At 56.2% G+C, this 20,540-nt stretch carries 18 protein-coding genes; 8 read left to right on the forward strand and 10 right to left on the reverse strand.

The features are described 5' to 3' along the window. The first annotated feature begins 203 nt into the window (after positions 1-203). Complete coding sequence (locus GHN86_RS01500; protein ID WP_153381390.1) at positions 204-1,787, forward strand: peptide chain release factor 3; 1,584 nt, start codon at positions 204-206, stop codon at positions 1,785-1,787. A gap of 193 nt (positions 1,788-1,980) precedes the next feature. After that, positions 1,981-2,307, forward strand: coding sequence for a hypothetical protein (locus tag GHN86_RS01505; RefSeq protein WP_153381389.1), 327 nt, complete (start codon positions 1,981-1,983; stop codon positions 2,305-2,307). 264 nt (positions 2,308-2,571) lie between these two features. On the opposite strand, the gene GHN86_RS01510 is transcribed toward GHN86_RS01505, so the two are convergent. The 9 genes from GHN86_RS01510 to GHN86_RS01550 form a co-directional block, all read right to left on the reverse strand. After that, positions 2,572-3,540 (reverse strand): peptide ABC transporter ATP-binding protein, encoded by a 969-nt coding sequence (locus GHN86_RS01510; RefSeq protein ID WP_153381388.1) that lies wholly within the window; start codon positions 3,538-3,540, stop codon positions 2,572-2,574. After that, a complete protein-coding gene (locus tag GHN86_RS01515; RefSeq protein WP_153381387.1) occupies positions 3,540-4,508 on the reverse strand; it encodes an ABC transporter ATP-binding protein in 969 nt (322 codons plus the stop codon). The genes GHN86_RS01510 and GHN86_RS01515 overlap by 1 nt, the downstream gene beginning before the upstream one ends. Positions 4,509-4,518: 10 nt before the next feature. After that, complete coding sequence (locus GHN86_RS01520) at positions 4,519-5,430, reverse strand: ABC transporter permease subunit (protein ID WP_153381386.1); 912 nt, start codon at positions 5,428-5,430, stop codon at positions 4,519-4,521. Positions 5,431-5,440: 10 nt separating this feature from the next. Then, positions 5,441-6,451, reverse strand: a complete 1,011-nt coding sequence (locus tag GHN86_RS01525; RefSeq protein WP_153381385.1) for an ABC transporter permease subunit — start codon at positions 6,449-6,451, stop codon at positions 5,441-5,443. Positions 6,452-6,526: 75 nt separating this feature from the next. Continuing rightward, positions 6,527-8,122, reverse strand: a complete 1,596-nt coding sequence (locus GHN86_RS01530) for an ABC transporter substrate-binding protein (protein ID WP_153381384.1) — start codon at positions 8,120-8,122, stop codon at positions 6,527-6,529. Positions 8,123-8,211: 89 nt separating this feature from the next. Then, positions 8,212-9,579, reverse strand: coding sequence for an OprD family porin (locus GHN86_RS01535; RefSeq protein WP_153386017.1), 1,368 nt, complete (start codon positions 9,577-9,579; stop codon positions 8,212-8,214). A gap of 161 nt (positions 9,580-9,740) precedes the next feature. Beyond that, positions 9,741-11,339: an ABC transporter substrate-binding protein gene (locus GHN86_RS01540; protein WP_153386019.1), complete on the reverse strand. Its 1,599-nt coding sequence runs from the start codon at positions 11,337-11,339 to the stop codon at positions 9,741-9,743. A 298-nt stretch (positions 11,340-11,637) separates the two neighbouring features. After that, positions 11,638-13,263, reverse strand: a complete 1,626-nt coding sequence (locus GHN86_RS01545; protein ID WP_153381381.1) for an ABC transporter substrate-binding protein — start codon at positions 13,261-13,263, stop codon at positions 11,638-11,640. A 419-nt stretch (positions 13,264-13,682) separates the two neighbouring features. Then, the gene (locus tag GHN86_RS01550) at positions 13,683-14,399 is read right to left on the reverse strand and encodes an SIMPL domain-containing protein (RefSeq protein ID WP_153381380.1); all 717 of its coding nucleotides are present in this window, start codon (positions 14,397-14,399) and stop codon (positions 13,683-13,685) included. Between the two features lie 358 nt (positions 14,400-14,757). Between GHN86_RS01550 and GHN86_RS01555 the strand changes: the two genes are divergently transcribed. From GHN86_RS01555 to GHN86_RS01565, 3 genes are all read left to right on the forward strand, one after another. After that, positions 14,758-16,020: an ATP-binding protein gene (locus GHN86_RS01555; protein ID WP_153381379.1), complete on the forward strand. Its 1,263-nt coding sequence runs from the start codon at positions 14,758-14,760 to the stop codon at positions 16,018-16,020. Continuing rightward, a complete protein-coding gene (locus GHN86_RS01560; protein ID WP_122785776.1) occupies positions 16,013-16,573 on the forward strand; it encodes a response regulator transcription factor in 561 nt (186 codons plus the stop codon). Before GHN86_RS01555 ends, GHN86_RS01560 begins: the two co-directional genes overlap by 8 nt. Before the next feature lie 138 nt (positions 16,574-16,711). Then, positions 16,712-18,448: an ABC transporter ATP-binding protein/permease gene (locus GHN86_RS01565; protein WP_153381378.1), complete on the forward strand. Its 1,737-nt coding sequence runs from the start codon at positions 16,712-16,714 to the stop codon at positions 18,446-18,448. Here GHN86_RS01565 and GHN86_RS01570 read toward each other — a convergent pair. Then, positions 18,432-18,956 carry a hypothetical protein gene (locus GHN86_RS01570; RefSeq protein ID WP_153386021.1) on the reverse strand — a complete coding sequence of 175 codons (525 nt, stop codon included), beginning with the start codon at positions 18,954-18,956 and terminating at the stop codon, positions 18,432-18,434. The genes GHN86_RS01565 and GHN86_RS01570 overlap by 17 nt on opposite strands. A 34-nt stretch (positions 18,957-18,990) precedes the next feature. Between GHN86_RS01570 and GHN86_RS01575 the strand changes: the two genes are divergently transcribed. The 3 genes from GHN86_RS01575 to GHN86_RS01585 all read left to right on the forward strand — a co-directional run bounded on the left by GHN86_RS01575 (position 18,991) and on the right by GHN86_RS01585 (position 20,539). Continuing rightward, positions 18,991-19,485 (forward strand): hypothetical protein, encoded by a 495-nt coding sequence (locus GHN86_RS01575; protein ID WP_153381376.1) that lies wholly within the window; start codon positions 18,991-18,993, stop codon positions 19,483-19,485. 55 nt (positions 19,486-19,540) lie between these two features. After that, positions 19,541-19,825 carry a PA4642 family protein gene (locus GHN86_RS01580; protein ID WP_122785773.1) on the forward strand — a complete coding sequence of 95 codons (285 nt, stop codon included), beginning with the start codon at positions 19,541-19,543 and terminating at the stop codon, positions 19,823-19,825. A 273-nt stretch (positions 19,826-20,098) separates the two neighbouring features. Further along, the gene (locus GHN86_RS01585) at positions 20,099-20,539 is read left to right on the forward strand and encodes a hypothetical protein (protein WP_153381375.1); all 441 of its coding nucleotides are present in this window, start codon (positions 20,099-20,101) and stop codon (positions 20,537-20,539) included. Position 20,540: the final 1 nt, after the last annotated feature.

A 20,540-nucleotide genomic window follows, 5' to 3' on the forward strand; every position in this document is an offset into this window, starting at 1 on the left:
CGTCAGGCTAACTTGCTGATATATCAGCCCCTGACGGTTTGTCGTATCAGGGGAGTGGACGCCTCCACTGCCTAAAAGGTTCACATTTTTTACGGCACATTGCCACCCTTAACCGACGAGTCACGGCACCAACGGTGGCTGCACACAGGGTATTTGAGCTATAATCCGCGCCCTTTTTTGAATCAATCGTCAGGCGATTTCCCATGACCCATCAGGCCGCCGAAGTCGCGAAACGCCGCACTTTCGCCATCATTTCCCACCCCGATGCGGGTAAAACCACCATCACCGAAAAGCTCTTGCTGATGGGTAAGGCGATTGCTGTCGCCGGTACGGTGAAATCGCGAAAGTCCGACCGCCATGCCACCTCCGACTGGATGGAAATGGAGAAACAACGGGGTATTTCGATTACCACGTCGGTCATGCAGTTCCCGTATCGCGACCACATGATCAACCTGCTCGACACCCCGGGCCACGAAGATTTTTCTGAAGACACCTACCGCACGTTGACCGCAGTCGACTCGGCGCTGATGGTGCTCGACGGCGGTAAAGGGGTTGAGCCACGTACCATCGCCCTGATGGACGTTTGCCGCCTGCGCGACACGCCTATCGTCAGCTTTATCAACAAACTCGACCGCGACATTCGCGACCCGATCGAGTTGCTTGACGAAATCGAAGCCGTCCTCAAAATCAAGGCCGCGCCGATTACCTGGCCGATTGGTTGCTACCGTGACTTCAAGGGTGTGTACCACCTGGCTGATGACTACATCATCGTTTACACCGCTGGTCATGGTCATGAGCGCACCGAAACCAAGATCATCGAGAAGCTCGACTCTGACGAAGCCCGCGCCCACCTGGGTGACGAATACCAGCGTTTCGTCGATCAGCTGGAACTGGTTCAAGGCGCTTGCCATGAGTTCAACCAGCAGGAATTCCTCGACGGCCAACTGACCCCGGTGTTCTTCGGTACTGCATTGGGCAACTTCGGTGTCGATCACGTGCTCGATGCCGTGGTCAACTGGGCTCCAGAGCCGCTGCCGCGCGTGGCTAACGAGCGCGTGGTTGAACCGACCGAAGAGAAATTCAGCGGTTTCGTGTTCAAAATTCAGGCGAACATGGACCCTAAGCACCGCGACCGCATCGCCTTTATGCGTATTTGCTCGGGCAAGTACGAAAAGGGCATGAAAATGCGTCACGTGCGTACCGGCAAAGACATCCGCATTGGCGATGCACTGACGTTCTTCTCTTCGGAGCGTGAACAACTCGAAGAAGCCTACGCGGGTGACATCATCGGCCTGCACAACCACGGCACCATCCAGATCGGTGACACCTTCACCGAAGGCGAAGTGTTGGGCTTCACCGGCATCCCGCACTTTGCCCCGGAACTGTTCCGTCGCGTGCGTCTGCGCGACCCGCTCAAGTCCAAGCAACTGCGTCAGGGCTTGCAGCAACTGGCCGAAGAGGGTGCCACCCAGGTGTTCTTCCCGGAACGCAGCAACGACATCATCTTGGGTGCGGTCGGTGTTCTGCAATTCGACGTGGTGGCCAGCCGCCTGAAAGGCGAATACAAAGTGGAATGCTCCTACGAGCCGATCACTGTGTACTCGGCGCGCTGGATCGACTGCGACGATAAGAAGAAGCTGGAAGAGTTCAAAATCAAGGCAGTGGAAAACCTCGCGATTGACGGCGGTGGTCACCTGACCTATCTGGCGCCAACCCGCGTTAACCTCGCGTTGATGGAAGAGCGCTGGCCCGATGTGAAGTTCCGCGCCACGCGTGAGCATCACTAAACCTGGAAGTGCTAGAAAAAACCCCGTTGCGAAAGCCACGGGGTTTTTTTCATCCCGCGAATGGCGATTAACATGGGCGAGATGAGGGCTTTACCCCCGTGGTTAGTTCAAATAGTTCTAGGAAGCTTTAAGGCAATAGCCAGTAGAGAGTCTAGGTTTAACCGTATCTGTTCTTAAACCGATGGAGCTCGCTATGAACCTGTTTCAACGCAGTGTGCTAATGCTCAAAGTGCTGGTGCTTTTGATGATCAGTGCGACGACGGCATGGGCAAGCAACCCGCTGACACTTCCGGGCGTCGGCGCGTCGGCCAGCGGCGTAGCCGGGCCTGCAGCACATGTCATTTACAAGTCAGATTCAGAACCGGGTGATCAAGGCCAGGGCGGCAGCTCGGGGGATGATGATCAGGTCGATGGCGACAGCGGGACGAATGGCGAAGACTCGACCGAGGGCGATGGCAAGACGGATCCTGAAGACGATGACAGCGTCGATGACGGTAAGTCCAGCAAAGGGCAGTATTGATCGCTAGCGACAAAAGCTGATCACTTTCCTGTAGGAGCTGTCGAGCTCCGCGAGGCTGCGATCGGCGGCAAGGCCGTCGCAAAACAGTACTTGCGGTGTATTAGCACATAGCAGAGTTCGGGTTTTCGGTCTCTGATGCACCGCGCTCATCGCACTGGCGACGATTGCATTGTCGAACGCAGCCTCGCGGAGCTCGACAGCTGCTACGGGTTTCGCATCACAGTGAAGGCGCTGCGGCTTAGCTACTAAGCCGCAGCACTTCTCTTACAGAAACTGCTCAGCGTAATGGCATGCCACCTGACGGTTGTCGAGCAGGCGCAGGGCCGGTTCGTCTGTGCTGCACAACTCGGTCGCGTACGGGCAGCGCTTGTGGAAGGCGCACCCCGACGGCGGGTTCAACGGGTTGGGCAATTCGCCGACAATTTTGATTTTCGGTTTGAGCGGGTCCGGGTGGATGGTCGGGGTCGCTGACAGCAACGCTTGGGTGTAAGGGTGCAATGGGCGGGTGTAGATCTCTTCCTTGGGGCCCATCTCAACCGGACGCCCCAGGTACATCACCAGCACGGTGTCGGCCACGTGGCGCACCACCGCAAGGTTGTGTGAGATAAACACGTAGGCGGTGTTGAACTCCTGCTGCAAGTCCATGAACAGGTTGAGCACTTGAGCCTGAATCGACACGTCGAGCGCCGAGGTCGGTTCGTCGGCCACCAACACTTTGGGTTGCAACATCATCGCGCGCGCCAAGGCAATGCGCTGACGTTGACCGCCCGAGAACATGTGCGGGTAGCGCTGGTAATGCTCAGGGCGCAACCCCACTTGCTTCATCATGGCCTGAACTTTTTCGCGACGTTCGCTGGCGCTCAAGGTGGTGTTGATCAGCAGCGGTTCGGCCAGTTGATCGCCGACTTTTTGCCGCGGGTTAAGCGACGCATAAGGGCTTTGGAACACCATCTGCACGTCTTTGCGCAGTTGCTTGCGCTCAGCTTTGTTGGCCCCGGTCACTTCTTGTCCGGCGATTTTCAATGAGCCGGAGGACGGCTCTTCAATCAGGGTCAGGGCGCGGGCGAGGGTGGATTTGCCGCAGCCTGATTCACCCACTACAGCAAGGGTTTTGCCCGCTTCAAGTTCAAACGATACGCCGTTGAGGGCGCGCACCAAGGCATGGCCTTTGAACAGGCCACGGGATACTTCGTAGTGACGGGTTAGGTCGCGGGCAGTAAGAACAACAGTCATTACGCCACCTCCTGATTCAAGGGGAAGAAGCAGCGCACCTGGCTGTGAGCTTTGGGCTCCAGCGCTGGACGTTGCTGGCGGCAGGTGTCTTGCACATAGGGGCAGCGCGGCGACAGCAGGCAACCGTTGGGGCGGTCGTAGCGACCTGGAACGATGCCGGGCAAGGTGGCCAGACGCTCGGCGCCCATGCTGTGTTCCGGGATCGCAGCCAACAAAGCTTCGCTGTACGGGTGGCCCGGTACCTCGAACAAGCCCGGCACCTGGCCGACTTCCACGGCTTGGCCTGCGTACATCACGCACACCCGCTGAGCGGTTTCGGCCACCACGGCGAGGTCGTGGGTGATCAGCACCAACCCCATGTTTTGTTCGCGTTGCAGGTTGAGCAGCAAGTCCATGATCTGGGCTTGAATGGTCACGTCGAGCGCGGTGGTCGGTTCGTCAGCGATCAGCAGTTTGGGTTCGCCAGCGATGGCCATGGCAATCGCAACGCGCTGGCTCATGCCACCCGACAGTTGGTGCGGGTAGGCGTCCATGCGGCTGGCAGCGCCGGGGATTTCTACTTTTTCGAGCAGTTCAATCGCGCGTTTGCGCGCCTGTTTTTTCGACATTTTGAGGTGCAGGCGCAGGACTTCTTCAATCTGGAAACCCACGGTGTAGCTGGGGTTCAGCGCGGTCATCGGGTCCTGGAAAACCATCGCCATGTCTTTGCCGACAATTTGTCGACGTTGACGGGCGCTGAGGGTCAGCATGTTTTTGCCATCGAAGTTGAGCGCGTCGGCGGTGACGATGCCGGGATGCTCGATCAGGCCCATCAGCGCCATCATGGTCACGGATTTTCCGGAACCCGACTCGCCTACGATGGCCAACACTTCGCCTTTGTCGACGGACAGGCTAAGACCGTCAACCACGGGCACGGCTGTGGCGTCGCCAAAGCGAACGTTGAGATTCTTGATTTCTAACAGTGACATGGGAATCTCCTCAGGCGGCGTTCTTGAGTTTCGGGTCCAGCGCATCGCGCAGGCCGTCGCCCATCAAGTTGATTGCCAGCACGCTGAGCAAAATGGTCAAACCGGGCAGGCTGACGACCCACCACGCCCGTTCGATGTAGTCGCGGGCCGAGGCCAGCATGGTGCCCCATTCCGGGGTCGGTGGTTGTACGCCAAGGCCCAGAAAGCCCAGTGCGGCGGCGTCGAGAATGGCCGAGGAAAAGCTCAAGGTGGCCTGAACGATCAGCGGTGCCATGCAGTTGGGCAATACGGTGATGAACATCAGGCGCGGCAAGCTGGCGCCGGCCAAACGGGCGGCTGTCACGTAGTCGCGGTTCAGTTCGCCCATCACGGCGGCACGGGTCAGACGCACGTAGGACGGCAATGAAACCACGGCAATGGCGATCACGGTGTTGATCAGGCCAGGGCCGAGGATGGCGACAATCGCCACGGCCAGCAGCAAGGACGGCAGGGCCAGCATGATGTCCATCAAACGCATGATGCTGGGGCCAAGAATGCGCGGGAAGAACCCGGCAAACAGTCCCAGAATCACGCCCGGAATCAGCGAAATGACCACGGACGACAAACCGATCAGCAGCGACAGGCGCGACCCTTCGATGAGGCGCGAGAGAAGGTCACGGCCCAGTTCGTCGGTGCCCAGCAGGAACTGCCAGTTGCCGCCCTCAAGCCAGACTGGCGGGGTCAGCAGGAAGTCGCGGTATTGCTCGCTGGGGTTATGCGGGGCGACCCACGGGGCAAAAATCGCGCAGAACACGATGATGCTCATGAAGATGAGGCCGGCCACGGCGCCTTTGTTTTTCGCGAAGGCGTGCCAGAACTCTTTGTAAGGCGATGGATAAAGCAGGCTTTGATCCACTTCTGTAGCGTTGGTTGTGGTGGTCATGGTCAGGATCTCAGCGCTGGTGACGGATGCGTGGGTTGGCAAAGCCGTAGAGGATGTCCACCACGAAGTTGACCAGAATCACCAGGCAGGCGATTAGCAGGATGCCGTTTTGCACCACGGGATAGTCCCGGGCGCCAATGGCTTCAATCAGCCATTTGCCGATACCGGGCCACGAAAAGATGGTTTCGGTCAGTACGGCACCGGCCAGCAGGGTGCCGACTTGCAGGCCGACCACGGTGAGCACCGGGATCAGCGCGTTACGCAGGCCGTGTACGAATACCACACGGGCGGGCGACAGGCCTTTGGCGCGTGCGGTACGGATGTAGTCTTCGCGCAGCACTTCTAGCATGGATGAGCGGGTCATCCGTGCGATCACGGCCAACGGAATAGTGCCCAGCACAATGGCGGGCAGGATCAAGTGGTGCAGCGCATCCCAAAAGGCTTCGGGTTCCTCGCTGAGCAGGGTGTCGATGAGCATGAAGCCGGTTTTCGGCTCAATGTCATACAGCAGGTCGATGCGTCCGGACACTGGCGTCCAACCCAGGCCGACGGAGAAGAACATGATCAGAATCAGCCCCCACCAGAAGATCGGCATTGAATAACCCGCCAGGGAAATCCCCATCACCCCGTGGTCAAACAACGAGCCGCGCTTGAGCGCCGCGATAACCCCTGCTAGTAAACCGAGGATGCCGGCGAACAACAGCGCGGCCATCGACAGTTCAAGGGTGGCCGGGAACAGTGCGGTAAATTCGGTCCACACGCTTTCACGTGTTCTGAGGGATTCGCCAAGATCGCCGTGGGCGAGCTTACCGATGTAGTCAAAGTATTGCTCATACAAAGGTTTGTTCAGGCCCAGACGTTCCATGGCCTGTGCGTGCATTTCGGGGTCGACCCGACGCTCGCCCATCATGACTTCGACCGGATCGCCGGGAATCATGCGAATCAGAGCAAAGGTCAGCAGGGTGATGCCGAAGAACGTGGGAATCAACAATCCCACTCGGCGGGCAATAAAACTAAACATCGTGTGGTGTACCTCATCAGCCGGTCAGGCAAGTCCGCCAGTGTTCGGTTGCACGCTGGCGGGTGTTTTATTGTTCTACTTCACCTGGGTGGTGGCGAAGTTGTTATTGGTCAGTGGGCTAAGGGTATAGCCCTCGACGTTTTTGCGCATCGCTGTAAAAAGCATCGGGTGCACCACATTGATCCAGGGTTGGTCCTGATTGAAAATTACCTGCGCCTGCTCATAGAGTGCAGCTCGCTCTGCGGGTTCAGTGATGTTGCGCGCCTTGGTGATCAGGGCTTCGAAGTCCTTGTTGCACCAGCGGGCGTAGTTCTCACCATTTTTGGCGGCTTCGCAGCTCAGCAGTGGTGTGAGGAAATTATCCGGGTCGCCGTTATCGCCGCCCCAGCCGGTGGACACAAGGTCATGCTCGCCATTTTTGGCGCGCTTGAGCATTTCGCCCCACTCCATGACGCGTATATCCAGCTTGAGGCCGATTTGCGCCAGATCCGATTGCAGGAGTTGTGCACCCAGCATCGGATTAGGATTGGTCGGGCCGCCGCCATTGCGTGTGAACAGGGTAAAGACTTGCCCTTCAGGTACACCGGCTTCCTTGAGCAGAGCGCGGGCTTTGTCGAGGTCGCGGGGCGGGATCGGGATGTTTTTGTTAAAGCCGAGCATTGTTGGCGGATATGGATTTATGGCTAGCAGTGCATTACCGGAACCGTGCACGGTATTGAGGTAAGTCTGCTTGTCGAACGCCATGTCGATGGCTTTGCGCACCCGGACATCGTTCAGATAGGGATGGCTTGAATTGATGGCGATGTAGCTGGTCATCAGCGCGGCCAATTCATCGACCTTCAGATTAGCGTCGGTGCGGATGTTTTTGACGTCATCTGGCTTGGGGTATAGCGCGATCTGGCATTCGTTGGCCTTGAGCTTTTGCAGGCGCACGTTGCTGTCGGTGGAAATGGCAAAGATCAGCGCATCGCTGGGTGGCTTGCCGCGAAAGTATTCGGGGTTGGCCTTGAAGCGTACCTGAGCGTCTTTGTTATAACGCACGAAGATGAACGGGCCGGTGCCGATCGGCTTGCTGTTGAGTTCGGCTGTTTTGCCGCTCTTGAGCAACTGGTCTGCGTATTCGGCTGAGTAGATCGAGGTGAAGGGCATGGCCACGTCGGTCAAAAAGGGCGACTCGGCTTTGTTGAGCGTGATTTTGACGGTCAGGTCATCGACTTTTTCGACGCTTTTAAGCAGGTCTTTAAAGCCCATGCTTTCGAAAAAGGGGAAACCGACCAAGGAAAGTTTGTGCCATGGATGATTCGGGTCCAGCTGGCGCTGAAAACTCCAGACCACGTCGTCGGCATTTAAATTGCGGGTCGGTTTGAAATAATCCGTGGTGTGAAACTTAACGCCGGGGCGCAGGTAGAAGGTGTATACCAGCCCGTCCGGGCTGATGTCCCAGCGTTCGGCCAGCGCGGGCTCGATGTTCGTGGTGCCGGGAGCAAAGTCCACCAAACGGTTGAGGATGGTTTCCGCCGAAGCATCGGCCGTAACGGCGGTGGTGTATTGAGCGATGTCGAACCCTTCAGGGCTGGCTTCGGTACAGACCACCAGATTCTTGGCGCTAACACTGACAGCGGTGCTGAGCAGTGCCACGGCCAGGGCGGTGCATAGTGGACGTTTTTTCATTGCAACCCTCTCCAATTGGTTGAGCCAGCGTAACGACTACGGCTGACTCGTAGAATCAGCCGTAGTGCTAAGGGGGTGTAAGCGGTGTTTTACAAAATATTGAATGGGATGGTGGTGACCAAGCGGAACTCGTTGATGCTGCCGTCAGCTTGATTTTTGCTGGCGCGGTGTGTGGTGTAGGTGGCGCGAATGGCAGTGGCTTTCAGCGGACCACTTTGGATTGCATAGGACGTGCCAACGCTGTACTCGTAGTGTTTCTCACCGTCCATATTTCGCACGTCATAGGCGGTGCCTTTGTAATGAGTACCGTCAATGTCCCAACCGCGAGCGGTGTAGGCGTTGAACTTCAGGCCCGGAATACCGTACTGCGCCATGTTGATGCTGTAGGCCAGCTGCAGCGACTTCTCGTTCGGGCCGTTGAAGTCCGAGAGCAGGGAGTTGGCCAGGTAGATACCGTTGGTTTCATGCAGGTAGTCGAAGTACTCGTCGCCCACGATTTGCTGGAATGACAAGCTGACGGTGTGCGCCTGATGGGTCAGGGCGAACGCCAGGCTATAGGCATCGTTGTTGATGTCCCCCATGGCCTTGCTGCCGGTGTCGAGGGTTTTGTAGTAGTTGAAGTTGGTGTTCAAGCCCAGGATGGCGTTGTCACCCATGTCATGTACGGCGCCGAAGTAGTACTGGTTCCAGAAGTCTTCTACGTGGGTGGCGTACAGCGTGGTTTTCAGGTTTTTGAAGGGTTGGTAATTAAGGCCGGCGACGCTGGCGCGGTCTGTCTCGACCCCGGTGGCGCTGTATTCACTGCGGAATTTGCTGAGGCTGGCTTCGGTACGCGGCGACACGCGATCAAAGGAACCCGCGTCGAAGGACAGGTTATTGAACTCTTCGCTGTGCAACGCCACCCCTTGAAAGCTGGATGGCAGTGCCCGGTTGCCGATCACATCGATGGTCGGGCTGCTGAAGTTCTGTCGGCCTGCGGTCAGCGTGGTGTTGGAGATGCGAGCACTAATATTGGCCAGCCCCAGTTTGCTCCACTGGCCGACGGCGTCGCCGTTATGACGGGTCAGGGTGCGGTTGTTGTCGCCAGCAATGTCATTGATGTCGCGATCCAGTGCGATGGCGTTGTAAGCCGCGAACTGGGTGCTGAAACCGACGGTGCCCTGGGTGAATCCCGAGGAGTAATCAAGGATGGTGCCCTGTACCCAGTTGATCCGGCGCGGGGTGGTTTTTGTTACGCCGTGATCGTTGTAGGTAAAGCGCCCGTCGCGGCGCTTGAGTTCGTTGGCATACCAGTTGCGCGTGCTGCCGCTCAAGGTTTGTTCTTCTACAAAGCCTTTGGTTTCGCTTTGAGCGCTGGCACCGGTTTTCAGTTCGGTGGCTATGAACTCATCGGCGTGGGCCATTACGGCCAAGCCGCTGATGGACAAAGCTAACAACGCGCTGCTTGTGACTTTCATGGTTGAGGCTCCTTGCTGCTTTTTTTATTGCCGGCCTTTATTGGTTTGACCTGGCTGTTATGGAACTTTGAAGCGTTACAAACCGGTACCCGTCCTGCGATCCGCACACCTTCAACCCACCGTCCCAAATGGCTGGCTGAAGGAGAACGCAGGGGAGGGGGTTAATCCTTGAGGCTGACGCCCGAGAACGCATTGCGTCCAAAGGGGCTGACCGTGAATCCTTCGACCTTGGCGCTAAGCGGCTGGTTGACCGTGGAGTGCGCAATCGGCGTCATGGGCACGTTTTGCTTGATCAACTGCTGGGCCTGTTTGTACAGCACAGTGCGTTGGTCGCGGTCTGTGATGGTTTTTGCGTTTTTGACCAGCGTGTCGTAGGCCTTGTCGCACCACATGGAGTAGTTGTTACCGCCAATGGCGTCGCAGCTGTAGAGGGTGCCGAGCCAGTTGTCCGGGTCACCGTTGTCGCCGGTCCAGCCAATCAGGCTGATGTCATGTTCGCCATTCTTGGTGCGCTTGATGTATTCGCCCCATTCATAGCTGACGATGTTGACCTTGAGCCCGATTTTCCCCCAGTCTGCCTGGAGCATTTCAGCCATCAATTTGGCGTTCGGGTTGTACGGCCGTTGTACCGGCATGGCCCACAGGTTGATCACCGTGCCTTCTTTAACCCCGGCAGCCTTGAGCAGTTCTTTGGCTTTTTCGGGGTTGTAGGGGGTGTCTGTGATGGTCTCGTCGTAAGACCACTGGGTGGGCGGCATGGCGTTTACAGCTTTTTGCCCTGCGCCCTGATACACCGCTTTGAGAATGGCGTCCTTATTGACGGCCATGTCCAGCGCCTGACGTACGGGAAGCTGATCGAGGGGTTTGTGCGTAACGTTGTAGGCAATATAACCAAGGTTGAAACCGGGCTTTTCGATGACCTGAATTTTCGGGTCTGCCTTAAGACCGGCAATGTCCGCCGGGCGCGGATTAAGCGATACCTGACACTCGCCTTTGCGCAGCTTCTGCATGCGGGCAGAGGCGTCGACGCTGATCGAAAAAATCAGATTGTCGAGTTTGACCACGTCCGGGTTCCAATAGTCCTTGTTAGCGGCGTAGCGGATGTTCGAATCTTTTTGATAGCGCTGAAACACATACGGGCCAGTACCCACCGGTTTCTGATTGATGTCGCTGGGTTTGCCGGTCTTGAGCAGTTGATCGGCATATTCGGCGGACAGAATCGCGGCAAAGCTCATGGCAAGGTTTTGAATGAACGCGGCGTCGACTGAGTTGAGTTTCATCACAACGGTCAACGGATCGGTTTTTTCAACGCTGGCGATGTTCTTGTCCAGGCTCATACCGGTGAAATACGGGAACTCGGTTGGGTAAGCCTTACGGAACGGGTGCTCAGGATTAAGCATGCGGTTGAACGTGAAGAGCACGTCATCGGCATTGAAATTACGGGTCGGGGTAAACCATTTGGTGGTGTGAAATTTCACATCATCACGCAAATGAAAGGTCCAGGTCAGTCCGTCTTCGGACACGTCCCAGCTTTTTGCCAGTGCGGGAATGGCGGCAGTTCCGCCTTTCTCGAATTCGGCCAGACGGTTGTAGATCGGTTCTGCCGCATCGTTGTCGGTGGCGGTGGTGTATTGCGCGGTATCAAAACCGACGGGGCTGCCTTCCGAGCAGAAAACCAGGCTATTGGCTGCGATTGCGAGCGGGCTTGCGGCCAGAATGCCGGCACTGAGTAATACAGATAAAACCACTGGGTTGCGCATAGTTGCCAATCCTTGTTCTTGTTTTTGGTCCTGAACGCACGTTGTGATTGCGCACGAAGCGGCTCAGAGCGTCGATATCATCAGCTGCGATTTTTTACATGGCGCAATAGACTGGCTCTGCGTCGACGTTAGGGAGTCGACACACAGGAGTAAATGCGGCAGGACTGACAATCGTGTAGGAAATGTCTCTAAGTCCTATAGCCACCGCTGTAGTACGCAGTGGCTTTAGGGTGAAGGGGATTTCCGATTGCGAGGCGGGTGGGGGGATGCGGTGTTGTCACCGCATTGACCCTTTGCCTTATTTGCTGACGCTCACGCCGTAGAAGGAGTTCAAGGCAAACGGACTGATCTTGAAACCCTCCACGTTTTTGCGCATCGGCTGATACACCGTCGAGTGGGCGATCGGTGTCATGGGCACTTGTTGTTTGATCAGTTGCTGCGCCTCTTGATACAACTTTGTGCGCTCAGCAACATCGGTGGTGGCTTTTGCGGCCTTGACCAGTTTGTCGAACTGCGGGTTGCACCACTTGGAGAAGTTGTTGCCTTCAATCGCGTCGCAACCAAACAGGGTGCCCAGCCAGTTGTCCGGGTCACCGTTGTCGCCACTCCAGCCAATCAGCATTGCGCCGTTTTCACCGCCCTTGGAGCGCTTGATGTACTCGCCCCACTCATAGGTCATGATCTTGGCGTTAATGCCAATCTTGGCCCAGTCCGATTGCAGCATTTCAGCCATCAGCTTGGCATTGGGGTTGTAGGGGCGTTGAACCGGCATGGCCCACAGGGTGATTTCGGTACCTGGCTTGATGCCGGCTTCCTTGAGCAACTCTTTGGCTTTCTCAGGGTTGTAAGCAGAATCCTTGATGGTGGTGTCGTAGGACCATTGGGTCGGTGGCATGGAACCGACGGCCAGTTGGCCTGCGCCCTGATAGACCGAGTCGATGATTTGCTGTTTGTTCACTGACATATCCAGCGCCTGGCGAACCTTGAGCTGAGCCATCGGGTTGGGCTCGTTGCTGCCCTTGATCTTGTCCATCACGTTGTAAGCGATGTAACCGAGGTTGAAGCCTGCTTGATCGGGCATCTTCAGGTTCGGGTCGGCTTTAAGCGCTTGCAGATCTGCCGGGCGTGGGTAGAGCGTTACCTGACACTCATTCTTTTTCAGCTTTTGCATCCGCACCGACGGGTCGGTGGTGATGGCGAAAATCAGGTTGTCGATTTTGACGTCTTCAGGCTTCCAGTAGTCCTTGTTGCCGGTGTAACGGATGTTCGAGTCTTTCTGGTAGCTCTTGAATACAAAAGGACCGGTGCCGATGGGCTTTTGATTGATGTCGGCAGGTTTGCCTTCCTTGAGCAGCTTATCGGCGTACTCAGCGGACTGGATAGAAGCAAAGCTCATGGCCAGGTTCTGGATGAACGCTGCGTCGACGGTGTTCAGAGTGAATTTGACGGTTTTGTCGTCAACTTTTTCCACCTTGGCGATGTTTTTATCCATGCCCATGTCGGTGAAATAAGGGAATTCGGTGGGGTAGGCCTTACGGAACGGCATGTCTTTGTCGAGCATGCGGTTGAAGGTGAACAGCACGTCGTCAGCGTTGAACTCGCGGGTCGGTTTGAAGTAAGGCGTGGTGTGGAACTTGACGCCATCGCGCAGGTGGAACGTCCACGTCAGGTTGTCGGGCGAAACATCCCAGCTCGTGGCCAAACCGGGTTCGACGGCGGTGCCGCCACGTTGGAATTGGCTCAATCGGTTGTACATCGTTTCGGCCGAGGCATCGAAATCCGTACCCGTGGTGTATTGGCCCGGGTCAAAACCGGCAGGGCTGCCTTCGGAGCAATACACCAGATTGGTTGCCGCTTGGGCAAAAGGTGCACTGGCCAGCAGGCTGGCGCTCACTAACAACGGAATGACCGCGAGTTTGAACATGGAGACCTCATGATTTTTATCATTTTTGATTTGAGGGCGACCTTGTGAGTCGACCTGGCGATACTTATGCACGGCCCGTACCCAATGCAATATGTGTATGAGTGTGCACCCGCAAAAAGTGGAACGTGCGTACAAGAATGTCGCTTATCTGTAACTTGTGACGCATTTGATCGTTTGCGTCATGGTTTTCGACTCTTTTAGTTACGTATGCGCGACGCGCAAGTGCGCTTATTGCTCACCTTTGGTGCGGGGTTGTTACTTATCCAGACTTTTGGCAGGCGCGCATGTAAGTCCATGCTCTAAATGGTGTAGGAATTTTCTAATACTGAAGTTGGGGGGCGCTTGCGGCTATTCCTCCGGGCGTAAAAAAGCCCTTGAAGCAACTGGGCTTCAAGGGCTTTGGAGAAACGTACGTCGTTTTATTGCATCTGCACTTCAATCACACCGTCAGCACTCATGCTGACTTCGCTGGTCCCGGCTTCGATTTCGGGTGTAGGCGCCGAGTCCATCGCAGGGGCGGCTGCTTTCATCATCATGGCACCGCGCATATAGGGTTGCGGGTAGCCATTGCTGTTGAGGTTCAGGCTCACGATTTTGTACCCTTTGCCGCCCAGGGCGTCGGTGGCCAGTTGAGCGCGTGCCTTGAAGGCGTTGACCGCATCTTTGAGCAGTGCATCTTCGCTGGTCTTGCGCGTGGCATTGGCAACGGTGAACTGCATATTGCCCATTTTAAGGGTTTGCATCAGCTCGCCGGTCAGCTTGGACAGGGCTGCGAAATCGGTACTTTCCAGGCGCAACTCTGCGCGTTCACGCCAGCCGGTGATTTTCTGAGTTTTGTTGTCGTAAATAGGAAAGCTGTTACGCGACCCCTGCCGCAGGGTCACTTCCTTGACCTGTTTGGCCTGATTCAAGGCGTTATTCATTGTGGTAGTGATTTCGGCGGCCAGTTTGGCTGAATCGCTGTTTTGCGCTTCGGTGTACAACGTCACAATCATCAGGTCGCGAGGAACCTCCTGACTGGCTTCGGCTCGCAGTGACACCTGATTGTAGTTAATGCCTTCGGCCAACGCCGGCAGGCTGGCGAAAGCGCCGAGGGTCAAAGTCAGAAGGGCGGCAGTACGCTGAAACGTCGACATAAAAGCTCCTTGGATGGATAAACCCATAAGACTGTAGAAAGTGGCCATCAGTTCGCCCAGTTACATTTTCACTACAACTGCACTGTGCCCGGTAGCAGCTGCCGCAGGCGGCGTCCGGCGGCGAAGCCGTCGCAAAATGAGGCAGCGCGATTTAACGGTTGTATCGAGATTCGCGGATTTACGATCGCTTCGCAATCGGACGCCGCCTTCGGCAGCTGCTACGGGGTTAGCGCAGGGGCCGGCTAATAGACAATAATCCAGAAATTACACTGTGGCCCTTTGCCGCACTTATGTCTGTCAGGCCTTCAGCTTGGTTATACTCCGTGCGATCCGCCTGCAGTGCTCATCAGGAGAGCTCATGCTCGCCCCCGAACAGTTAGTGTCCGTTACTCGCCAAAATCTCTGGCGCCTTACCATTATCCGAACACTCGTGCTGGCCGCGCAGGCGAGTTCGGTAGGCATTGCCTACCTGTTCGATCTGTTGCCGCTGCCGTGGTTTCAGCTGTGCCTGACGCTGGCGTTCTCCATGCTGCTGTGTGCCTTCACGGCCATCCGGTTGCGCACCACATGGCCGGTAACCGAGCTGGAATACGCACTCCAACTTGCGTGCGACCTGTTTATCCACAGTGCCTTGCTGTATTTCTCGGGCGGCTCGACCAACCCGTTTGTTTCTTATTATCTGGTGCCGCTGACCATTGCTGCTGTAACCCTGCCCTGGCGCTTCTCGGTGGTGCTGTCGTGCATCGCACTCACCTTGTACACCTTGTTGCTGGTTCAGTCTTATCCGCTGGACACGATGGCGTTCTTCCGCGAAAAACTACAGATCTATGGGATGTGGCTAAGTTTTGCGCTGTCGGCGGGGGTTATTACCTTTTTTGCCGCAAAAATGGCCGAAGAGTTGCGTCGCCAGGAAGAGTTGCGCGCATTGCGTCGCGAAGAAGGGCTGCGCGATCAGCAATTGTTGGCCGTGGCCACGCAGGCAGCCGGTGCGGCCCATGAGCTGGGCACACCGCTGTCGACCATGAGCGTATTGCTCAAGGAGATGCGCAGCGACCACCCGGACCCCGAGTTGCAGGAAGACTTGAGCGTGCTTCAGGATCAGGTCAAGTTGTGCAAGGAGACCTTGCAGCAACTGGTGCGTGCCGCTGAAGCCAATCGCCGTCTGGCCATTGAAGTACAGGACGTCACGGTGTGGCTGGATGAAGCCCTGCATCGCTGGCACTTGATGCGCCCCGAAGCGACCTATCGCTTCCATTGTTTGGGGCATGCGCCGATACCGCGCATGGCGCCGCCGCCCGATTTGACCCAGGCACTGCTCAATTTGTTGAACAATGCAGCAGACGCCTGCCCTGAAGGGTTGGAAGTGACCCTGGACTGGGACGCGGTGGATGTCACCATCAATATTCGTGATCATGGCCCCGGGGTTCCGTTGGCCATCGCAGAGCAAATCGGTAAACCTTTTTTTACCACCAAGGGTAAAGGCTTCGGTCTGGGCCTATTCTTGAGCAAAGCCAGCGTGACACGCGCAGGCGGCTCGGTAAAACTCTACAGTCATGAGGATGGCGGCACGCTCACCGAGCTGCGCCTGCCACGTGTCGCCCGAGGAAATGAAAATGAGTGAAGAAATTCAGGTCGAAGAAGAAGAGCTGCCGCATTTGTTGCTGGTGGACGATGACGCCACGTTTACCCGTGTAATGGCCCGTGCCATGTCGCGCCGCGGTTTTCGCGTCAGCACTGCCAGTTCAGCTGATGAAGGGCTGGAATTGGCTCAACAGGACCTGCCGGACTTTGCCGCGCTGGACCTGAAAATGGACGGCGATTCTGGTCTGGTTTTGCTACCCAAATTGCTGGAACTCGATCCCGAAATGCGCGTGGTCATCCTGACCGGTTATTCGAGCATTGCCACTGCGGTTGAAGCGATCAAACGTGGCGCCTGTAATTACCTGTGCAAGCCAGCTGACGCCGACGACGTGCTGGCAGCCTTGCTGACAGAGCACGCTGATCTGGATTCACTGGTGCCGGAAAACCCGATGTCGGTGGATCGTTTGCAGTGGGAACACATCCAGCGTGTGCTGGGTGAGCATGAAGGCAATATCTCCGCAACCGCCCGCGCACTGGGCATGCACCGCCGCACCTTGCAGCGCAAGCTGCAAAAGCGCCCGGTACGACGCTGAACGAGAGCTGTAGCCCATGCGTTATGAGTTGCAACGCGGCGGCTACAGCTTTTAGTCTGTATCAAGACGTTTCAGAGCGTTACAGGCCGGTCGTCCTGACTGGCTGCCGGCGGCTTTTACTCCCAACGAGCCTGAATAATGAAAAAGAACGCTGAGCCTTCTGCGGTCAATGATGCTGTGCGCGGCGATTTTATCCCTCGGGTCTGGGGCCTGATTACCCCTTATTGGCGCAGTGAAGAACGGGCAAAGGCGTGGTTATTGCTGATCGCCGTGATTGCCTTGTCGTTGGTCAGCGTGGGCATTTCGGTATGGATCAACCATTGGTACAAGGACTTCTACAACGCGCTGGAAAAAAAGGACGGCGCGGCATTCTGGAGCTTGATCGGCTACTTCGGGATTATTGCGGCGGTCGGCATTGTCGGCGCGGTGTACCGACTTTATCTGACCCAGATGTTGACCATTCGCTGGCGTCGCTGGCTGACCGAACAGCACTTCGCCCGCTGGCTGGCGCATAAAAACTATTACCAGCTGGAGCAGGGCAGTTATACCGATAACCCCGACCAACGCATCAGTGAAGACATCAACGCATTCACCGACAACACCCTAACGCTGGGTTTGGGCTTGATTCGCAACGTGGTCAGCCTGGTGTCGTTCTCGATTATTTTGTGGGGCGTTTCGGGCAGCATTGAAGTGTTTGGCATCACTGTCCCCGGCTATATGTTCTGGTGCGCGTTGCTGTACGCCGCCGTGGGCAGTTGGCTGGCGCATCTGATTGGTCGCCGTTTGATTGGCCTGAGCAATCAACAGCAACGCTACGAGGCCGATCTGCGTTTCGCGATGGTTCGGGTGCGTGAAAATGCTGAAAGCATTGCGTTATACAACGGTGAGCCCAACGAGCATGAGCGCCTCAGCGAGCGTTTTACCAAGGTCTGGAAGAACTTTTGGACGCAAATGAAGGTGCAAAAGCGCCTGACATTCTTCACCGCGGGATATTCGCAAATCGCCATTATCTTCCCGTTTATCGTTGCCGCGCCGCGCTACTTTGCGGGCAAGATCGAACTCGGTGAACTGATGCAAATCAACTCGGCCTTCAGCAACGTACAAGAAAACTTCAGTTGGTTTATCGACGCCTACGTGACACTGGCTGCTTGGCGCGCCACTAGCGACCGGTTGCTGAGTTTTCGTCAGGCGATGACCGACAACGAACAACGAACCCCGGCGATTGATGTGCAGACCAAGGGCGAAACGTTGCAGATCAATGAACTGAATATGACCTTGGCTGATGGTCGATCTTTACTGCAAGACGCCAATTTGCAGGTGGCGCCGGGTAATCGAGTGATGCTCAGCGGCCGTTCCGGCAGCGGTAAAAGTACGTTGCTGAGGGCAATGGGCGGGTTGTGGGCACAAGGTAGCGGGGCGATCCGCTTGCCTGAAGAGCGGGCACTTTTTTTACCGCAAAAACCCTACCTGCCCATCGGCACCTTGCGTGATGCGTTGAGTTATCCACAGGAGAGCGAAATTTACGCGCCTGAGCGCTATGAACAGGTGCTGCGTGAGTGCCGACTGGAGCATCTCATTGCTCAGCTGGACGAGCACAATCACTGGCAACGTGTGCTCAGCGGTGGCGAACAACAACGCTTGGCGTTTGCCCGTGCGTTGTTGTATCGCCCGCAGTGGCTATACATGGATGAGTCCACGTCAGCGATGGATGAAGAAGACGAGGCGATGATGTATCAGGCGCTGATCGACCAACTTCAGGGCTTGAGCATTGTCAGCGTAGGGCATCGCAGCAGCCTGGCGCGCTTTCATGCGCGCCAGGTGCGAATTGAGGCGGGGCAATTAATGACGCAATCGCGCATTACGCCACAAGTTTAAGGTCGAGCGGTTTTGACGTGGCCGCAAGCACGGCATAAGTCAGTGTCACGGACAAATAATTGGCTGGGTTCAAAATCGAGCGGGTGATATCCCAAAACACTTCTTTTGCGGTGGCTTCAGCGGCACTGACGGTATGGGTGAAACTCCACAGGTTGCCATTGCCGTCGGCCTTATGAAATTTCACATACAACGTCAGGGCGTCATTTTGTTTGATCCCGGGGTAGCTGATGTGAACAGTGAAATACCCTTGGCCGTTGTTATAGCTGATCTGTCCTGGCACAGGCAGTCCGGGGACGTCAGGTGCAGGTAACGTTGGCGCGCCTTGTGCTTTTTGTGGTGCGGTGACTTTTGTGAGCTGCTTTTCCGTTATTTTGATGCGCTGTTGACTGGTCATAATGGCTTCCGTTTCGTAGACAGCTGTTAGCGTTTCGAGGATGTATTGATGCACGTTTGAAGACGCTTGCAACCTGTCATAAATGACAGTCCCGACGTTCGGTCCTACCTGCATGCTAGAGTGGCTGCTTCACCTCTCGGAGCAGGTCATGAGCCGTTTCTCACGCTGTATCGCCCCTTTTCTGCTGATGGCCAGCCTGCCTCTGGCAGCAGCCCCGGCGGTTACACCGCCATTGCACGCACAGTTTCTACCGGCTGACGATCTGCAACTGCGTGCCGAAGTGCCCGAGCAGCAGCAATTGATGCTGGTGACCTCTTATTCAGTGGTGGTGGGCAGTCAGCGCCAATCCAATCAGCAGCCGATTCCGGTCACATCGCCCTTATTGGTGCGCCTCAAGGGCAAGCCGATGAGTCAGGGGGCGACGGTGCGTCAGGTGCTGATTTCATTCGATGGCGAAAGTAAAAGTCTGAAAAAGCCGGTGTTTGACAGTAAAACCCGTACCTTGAACCTGTCTTATCCGGCGAGCCAATACCGCGTGATTATGGATTTACTGCGCAATGACACGGTGTATGTGCAATTTTTGACCTATGCCAACGGCCATATTTGGGCTGACCTGCACACCGGTAGCGTGCGTGCACGATAAGCCGGGCTTGGGTAAACTGCTGGCCCCGTGAAGTATGAGCAGGCTGGAGCCAGACATGCGTAAAGACAAGAAGCAGTTGATTGGTGACGAGATTGGTGACGAGCAGGTCAAATTGTTCCTCGACTTTGAACCCGTAGACGCCACTTCACCCTCGCTGCACAAATTGATCAAAGCCTATCGTGGCCTGCGTATCGATGATTTCGAGCGTTTCCTGGGGTTCTTCAAGGAAGCTGGTTACGACCTTGATGGCAAAGATGAGCATGGTCAGACTTTTGTCGACCTCATCAAAGACCAGCGCAACGCTGCCGAGTACATTGAGCTGATCGAGCAAGCTCGCTGATCTTGTAGCAGCTGACGAGGAACGAGGCCGCGTCCGGCGGCGAAGCCGTCGTAAATTCAGGTATCGCGTTTTATCAGGCATTACGCATCTACAGGTTTTACGATTGCTTCGCAACCGGACGCGGCCTCGTTCCTACGGCAGCTGCTACGAACTCAAGACCCTTCCGACAATCACTGTGTGCTTTGGCGCATGGGGATATTGCGTGCGCAACCAATACTCATTGTTCCTGCGGCCCATAAGTAATGGGGGCCCGAGACTCATAAGGATTGAGTAATGATGCGTACATTCACGACGGTAACTGGCCTGATACTGGGGCTTTTTGGCTCGGCCGCGCTGGCCCTGGATCAGGTGCTGGAGGTCGAAATATTCAACGCAACGCAGCATGACATTGCGCCGGGTAAGGATTTTTCATGGTTGAACCCGCCAGAAAACCTGGGCCATGACTTTGTTATTACACCGGGCAACAGTCAGGAATTGATGTATTACTTGCCCAAATCACGGGGCACCGAAGTATTCACCTATCAGCACGGTGAATACGCCTGTCATTTCGGCTTTGGCCACCTCACGCCAGATTCGGCCAACCTCAATCGTTGGGTCGGGGCCAAATCGGTGGGTTCACGGCCTGCTCTCTGCAGTGCCGAGCTGATTGCCGTACCCGACGACGATGAGTTTGTCAGCCACGGCGGTTCACGTGTGATGTTTACGATGCGTTGAG

This window comes from Pseudomonas helleri (genome assembly GCF_009600315.1).
In the GTDB taxonomy this organism is placed as follows: Bacteria; Pseudomonadota; Gammaproteobacteria; order Pseudomonadales; family Pseudomonadaceae; genus Aquipseudomonas; species Aquipseudomonas helleri_A.

What these genes read in the sequence shown, in the direction of transcription:
- GHN86_RS01500 (WP_153381390.1), top strand. Translation starts at nt 204, where the DNA reads ATGACCCATCAGGCCGCCGAAGTCGCGAAACGCCGCACTTTCGCCATC.
- GHN86_RS01505 (WP_153381389.1), top strand. Translation starts at nt 1,981, where the DNA reads ATGAACCTGTTTCAACGCAGTGTGCTAATGCTCAAAGTGCTGGTGCTT.
- GHN86_RS01510 (WP_153381388.1), bottom strand. Translation starts at nt 3,540, where the DNA reads ATGACTGTTGTTCTTACTGCCCGCGACCTAACCCGTCACTACGAAGTA.
- GHN86_RS01515 (WP_153381387.1), bottom strand. Translation starts at nt 4,508, where the DNA reads ATGTCACTGTTAGAAATCAAGAATCTCAACGTTCGCTTTGGCGACGCC.
- GHN86_RS01520 (WP_153381386.1), bottom strand. Translation starts at nt 5,430, where the DNA reads ATGACCACCACAACCAACGCTACAGAAGTGGATCAAAGCCTGCTTTAT.
- GHN86_RS01525 (WP_153381385.1), bottom strand. Translation starts at nt 6,451, where the DNA reads ATGTTTAGTTTTATTGCCCGCCGAGTGGGATTGTTGATTCCCACGTTC.
- GHN86_RS01530 (WP_153381384.1), bottom strand. Translation starts at nt 8,122, where the DNA reads ATGAAAAAACGTCCACTATGCACCGCCCTGGCCGTGGCACTGCTCAGC.
- GHN86_RS01535 (WP_153386017.1), bottom strand. Translation starts at nt 9,579, where the DNA reads ATGAAAGTCACAAGCAGCGCGTTGTTAGCTTTGTCCATCAGCGGCTTG.
- GHN86_RS01540 (WP_153386019.1), bottom strand. Translation starts at nt 11,339, where the DNA reads ATGCGCAACCCAGTGGTTTTATCTGTATTACTCAGTGCCGGCATTCTG.
- GHN86_RS01545 (WP_153381381.1), bottom strand. Translation starts at nt 13,263, where the DNA reads ATGTTCAAACTCGCGGTCATTCCGTTGTTAGTGAGCGCCAGCCTGCTG.
- GHN86_RS01550 (WP_153381380.1), bottom strand. Translation starts at nt 14,399, where the DNA reads ATGTCGACGTTTCAGCGTACTGCCGCCCTTCTGACTTTGACCCTCGGC.
- GHN86_RS01555 (WP_153381379.1), top strand. Translation starts at nt 14,758, where the DNA reads ATGCTCGCCCCCGAACAGTTAGTGTCCGTTACTCGCCAAAATCTCTGG.
- GHN86_RS01560 (WP_122785776.1), top strand. Translation starts at nt 16,013, where the DNA reads ATGAGTGAAGAAATTCAGGTCGAAGAAGAAGAGCTGCCGCATTTGTTG.
- GHN86_RS01565 (WP_153381378.1), top strand. Translation starts at nt 16,712, where the DNA reads ATGAAAAAGAACGCTGAGCCTTCTGCGGTCAATGATGCTGTGCGCGGC.
- GHN86_RS01570 (WP_153386021.1), bottom strand. Translation starts at nt 18,956, where the DNA reads ATGCAGGTAGGACCGAACGTCGGGACTGTCATTTATGACAGGTTGCAA.
- GHN86_RS01575 (WP_153381376.1), top strand. Translation starts at nt 18,991, where the DNA reads ATGAGCCGTTTCTCACGCTGTATCGCCCCTTTTCTGCTGATGGCCAGC.
- GHN86_RS01580 (WP_122785773.1), top strand. Translation starts at nt 19,541, where the DNA reads ATGCGTAAAGACAAGAAGCAGTTGATTGGTGACGAGATTGGTGACGAG.
- GHN86_RS01585 (WP_153381375.1), top strand. Translation starts at nt 20,099, where the DNA reads ATGATGCGTACATTCACGACGGTAACTGGCCTGATACTGGGGCTTTTT.